Source organism: Rhodopirellula sp. UBA1907, from assembly GCF_002337565.1.
Taxonomy (GTDB): Bacteria; Planctomycetota; Planctomycetia; order Pirellulales; family Pirellulaceae; genus Rhodopirellula; species Rhodopirellula europaea.
Genome location: NZ_DDGH01000055.1, coordinates 77,638 through 80,761, shown reverse-complemented (window position 1 = coordinate 80,761; position 3,124 = coordinate 77,638). Strand labels below are relative to the sequence as shown.

The window sequence follows — 3,124 nt, the reverse complement described above, 5'->3', positions numbered from 1 at the left end:
TTCGGGAGAGGTACGCCGTGTGTCAATCTGCCGAAAAGCGGCATCAAAAAAACTGCACAACCTCTACGTTTCGCAGATTTGCGTGTCGATCAATTGATCGTTTCCACAGCGGCGGCGTTCACGCAATGGACACGATCTTGGTGGACGTTGCTGGGCACGGACCACGAATGATTGCGAGAGTCTGAATGGGTGCCACTTCGAGGCTGCTCAGGCAAAGAGGCGAGGGGCGTCCAACGGTGCCTCAGGCAGGTGGCCCCACCTCTGTTGGCAGTTCGACCGGTGCGACGTCCACCTTGACGGCAAGGGTCGTGTGGCCGCCGCCCAGCACGATGCCACGCATGGGGCTGATGTCGTCATAGTCCCGACCAACACAGACCGGGATGTGATCGACACCGATCTGACACGCATTGGTTGGGTCAAAGTCGATCCATCCCAGAGCTTCTCCCGCGTAGACGCTGATCCAAGCGTGGGATTCGTCGTTGCCTATCAAACGAGGTTTTCCGGGCGGAGGCAACGTTCGCAGATAGCCGCTGACGTATCGGGCGGGCAACCCAAGGCTGCGCAAGCAGGCAATTTGAACGTGTGAGAAATCCTGACACACACCTGCTTTGAGTTCAAACGCGGACTGGGTCGTCGTGCTGACGTCCGTGGCGGTCGAATCGTATCGGAAGTCATCGTGGATGTGTTTGGTCAGCTGAAACACCGCGTCCAAGATCGATGAGCCATCGTTCACGATCGTTTTGGCGTATTCGGCGAAGTGGCCCGCCAAGGGAATGCGAGGAGATGCGAACACATATTCCTTGGCGAAGAGATCAGCTTCGGTCTGTCCGGTTCGGATTGCATGGACCACTTCTGCTACCGTCGGAATGTTTGGCGACTCAAAGGGATTGATCGCATTGACCTGCACCTGACTGGCGACTTTGACAACCAACGATTCATGATGTGACTCAATCGCAAACGAGTCGACAATGTTACCGAAGTAGTCCGGGTGCGTATCCACTTTGGCTGGCACCGGTTCAATGGTGACGGTGCACTGGTTGCAAACCACTGATGGGGACCGTGTCTGCGGGCGCATACGAAGCTGGTTCAAACAAACCGCAACGGGTTCGCTGTAGGTGTACTTCGTCTCATGAACGATGTCGTAAGTGACCGACCGAGGCATTGAATTCACCTTTGCGTTGCTTCGGGAGGCATCAAGGATTCATCCAGCGATTGTTCGCGATCGCCAGTCAAAGTCTGCTCGGGTGCGGTATGAATGAGGTATCGACCAGCGATTGCGTTTGCCAGCTGAGGAATTTTCGCTTGAACCAATTCCAGCAACCGCTGCAGTTCCACCCGATTCCCCGATGCGTTGACTTCGGTGAGAGTCCCGACGTCCGCAATCAGCAATGGGTGCTGAAGTTCACGAGCCAATCGTTCGTCCGCACCCAACGCGACACGCCCTGGTTCCGTCGGTAGATCGCTGAGCAATTGTTGAATGTCGTTGAGCTGAAATCGCAGCGATCTCGGGTTGGTTTCATCCGTGACCATTAGGTCGATCGCGGGTGCGGGACGGACCAATGACAGATAACGCGACCGATAGGTCATCAAGCTGTCGGTCGCATCCAAAATGCTCTCGCACAATCCAACTTCATCGGCGACCGGTCGAACCATCGTTGCAAGCAACAACTCAGCGGTTTGGTCAGCGCGTTCCAAGCGGCGTCCCAGCAAAACGAAACGCCAACCGTGTGTTCTTGTCAGGCTTTCCGCGGTCAATCCGCTAAACGCCATCAAGTGGGTGATCAAACGGTTGAGTCGCTCCATCGCCCGCGAAACGTTGACCGTCGTCGGTCTTCTCGAGCCGGAGATATCCGCGTGAATGCTTTGGAAAATTCGATAGGCATCCAGCGAGATTCGGTCGCGAACGGCCGTCGCATTGTGCAGTGCACTGGCAACCGAGTTTTGCAAAGCTCGCGGATTGGCGGTGTCAAAGACGCTGGACGGCAACACGCTATCCAATTGAGGCATGGCCCCGTCGAGGCCCTCAATCGCGTAGTCAGGTTCGAGTTGTCCAACGGCCGCCAAAGCAGCCACCAACCTCGTCATCTCGGGCAAATCGTTGAGTTCATCTTCGCCCACCAGCCGAGCCAATGTCGTTCGCAGCAATCTGGCGATGGACTCACAACGCTCGACGTAGCGTCCCAACCAAAACAGATGTTCGGCAACGCGGCTGGGCAATTCAGCTCCGCTGCGTCGCAGAACAATCGTGTGATCGTCGTTGGAGAGCAACGTGGTTTCGTGATCGACTGGTTTGTCGCTGACGATCCAACAATCCTGGGTCAATTGCCCCTGCGTTGGCGAGTTGCTAAGCAGATCTTCTTTCGGACTGACACGCGCAAGTGCACCCGGCAACACTTCGATGTTGCTTTTGGTTTGCAGCACAAACGTCCGAAGTGAAACGTGCCAAGGTTCGAATCGCTCACCATGCCACACCGGCGTGACGCTGTGAGACAACCGATGTTGCCCAACAAATCGATTGGGTTGAGCTTTGATGCGACGCACCAAAGCTTCCTTCTCTTCGGCGGTGCATCGAACCGGCATCACCGGACGCGTGTCGCTGACCGCAAACGCATCTCGCAGAACCAATTCATCGAGATGTTCCAAAACATACTGGCGTTCCTTTTCGGCTCCGCACCAATACGTTGCCACGCTGGGCAATTGCAGCGTCTCACCCAACAACAACTTCGCCGCCGCCGGCAAGAATGGGATCAATGCAGGCATTTCGGCGATCGCGGTTCCGATCGAATTCACAACCGCCAATTCACCGCCACGTTTGCACCGCAGCAATCCGGTGACACCTTCGGTTGAATGAGGATCCAATTCCAACGGATCGCACTTTCGATCGGAAACATGCCGCCAAAGCACTTCGATCGGAAGCAATCCGCCTAATGTTTTCAAATGCAGCCGTTCGCCCCGAACCGCCAAATCGCGGCCTTGGACCAAGGTGTATCCCAAATACCGAGCGAGGTAAGCGTCTTCGAAATCGCGATAGCTGCCGTGGCCGGGAGTCAGCAAAGCAACTCGCGGGTTGTCTTTTTGACGAGGAGCAAGCGTTCGAAAATGGCGCCGCATCGATCCGAAGAAT

At 55.9% G+C, this 3,124-nt stretch carries 2 protein-coding genes; both read right to left on the bottom strand.

Translation table 11 applies throughout. The annotated features are described in order from the left end of the window. Positions 1–241: 241 nt before the first annotated feature. Entirely contained in the window at positions 242–1,162 is a 921-nt protein-coding gene (locus B2R17_RS12075) for a transglutaminase family protein (RefSeq protein ID WP_286764220.1), read from the bottom strand. Positions 1,163–1,167: 5 nt separating this feature from the next. Next, positions 1,168–3,124 (bottom strand): circularly permuted type 2 ATP-grasp protein (locus B2R17_RS12070; RefSeq protein WP_286764179.1); only part of this gene is annotated, 1,957 nt, incomplete at its 5' end.

Coding starts and splice junctions, on each gene's coding strand:
- B2R17_RS12075 (WP_286764220.1), bottom strand. CDS start 1,162: ATGCCTCGGTCGGTCACTTACGACATCGTTCATGAGACGAAGTACACC.